The 1,409-nt window shown below is 42.8% G+C and carries 1 protein-coding gene; it reads left to right on the forward strand.

What is annotated here, in order from left to right; genetic code table 11:
* Window position 1 precedes the first annotated feature (1 nt).
* Window positions 2-1,354, forward strand: a complete 1,353-nt coding sequence (locus tag BN52_RS05170; protein WP_053216532.1) for an ISLre2 family transposase — start codon at window positions 2-4, stop codon at window positions 1,352-1,354.
* Window positions 1,355-1,409: the final 55 nt, after the last annotated feature.

A 1,409-nucleotide genomic window follows, 5' to 3' on the forward strand; every position in this document is an offset into this window, starting at 1 on the left:
TATTAAGCGCGAAAGAAAAATAATTTGTTTTTTCCTAAATCTATTCAAAGAAATCATGGCCTTGGCCTTAGCTAAAGTCGATGATGATATGATCTCAGAGATGAAATCTCAAGGATATCAAATTGAGAAAAAGAATGAACGCTCAATCAATATGGCTTTTGGCGAAGTGAGATATACCAGAAGAAGATACGTCTGCCCAGGCAGGAAGCCTCGATATCCATTGGATGAATTGTTGGGCTTTGATAAGTACAAGCGCTACAGCCTTCTGGCAGTTAGAAACATCTTGGAAGTAAGCAGCGTTGCCACTTACCGCAATACTGCCTTAGCAGTCAATTGCTTGGCTGGCTTCAACATCAGTCATATGCAAGTTGGCAACTTAATCCATATGGCAGGAGAAAACATTAAGGCAGGCCAAGAATCAGATTCAAGATACGATGCCGTAGACGCTAAGAAAAAAGTGCCGGTTCTGTACCTTGAAGGCGATGGCGTAGTGATCAAAGGCACCAAGGGCCGCTTGGAGTTTCACCGCTATCAGGTCTGTGAAGGAATCGCTAATGTAAGCAGGACGCGCAGAAAACGAATCAACGCCCGGGAGTTTGTTTCTTTAAGCCGTCTAGATGCCTTGAATGAAGCCAAGGAATATCTAGCCCATACTTATGACCTATCGGACACATTGATTATCAGTAATGCGGATGGCGGCGCTGGCTATGCCAAGAAAGACTTTGATGAGATTATCGGCTTATGCAAGAAACATGAGTACTTCTTAGATGTCTATCATTTAAATCGCAAGATCAAAGAGCGGCTGTATTTTGCACCTGAGTTGCAGGGCAAGCTTATTTCCGCTTTAGAATATCAGTATGACTATCGCAAGGTTGAGCTGGTATTGACTACCGCAGAGAGCATGCTGGTTGATGAGCTGGATACTGCTCTTAATCATGAAAACTTAAGGCGCTTAGGGAAATATATCGATCGTCACTGGGAGGATATAAAGCCTTTTAAGAAGCGAAAGCTAACAGTGATTAAGGCAATTGGCTGCTGTGAAAGCAATCATCGCAAGTATACCTACCGGGTCAAAGGTCAAGGCAAGTATTGGTCGAAGAAGGGTGCAGAAGGCATGCTTAGGATTCTAAGCTGTATGAAGAATCAAGATCTTGAATACTGGCTAAGCAGTGAATTTAGGGGTTCGAGTCTCGATATATTGACTGAAAAAGAATTGCAGGCGGCTGCACGAGACAGCTTGAAGAAGCGACATGAAGCTCACTTGGGAATACAACACGGTGCAATCGCAACGCAAGCAGCTGGGGGTAGATATCTGAGTGATTTAGGCAGAAGTTTAAATCATATAAATATTTAAGAAAGCAAGATTAGACTAATGGTTTATGGGTTACCGCAAAAATATTGACACTTAC

This window comes from Lactobacillus gigeriorum DSM 23908 = CRBIP 24.85 (genome assembly GCF_000296855.1).
Classification (GTDB): domain Bacteria; phylum Bacillota; class Bacilli; order Lactobacillales; family Lactobacillaceae; genus Lactobacillus; species Lactobacillus gigeriorum.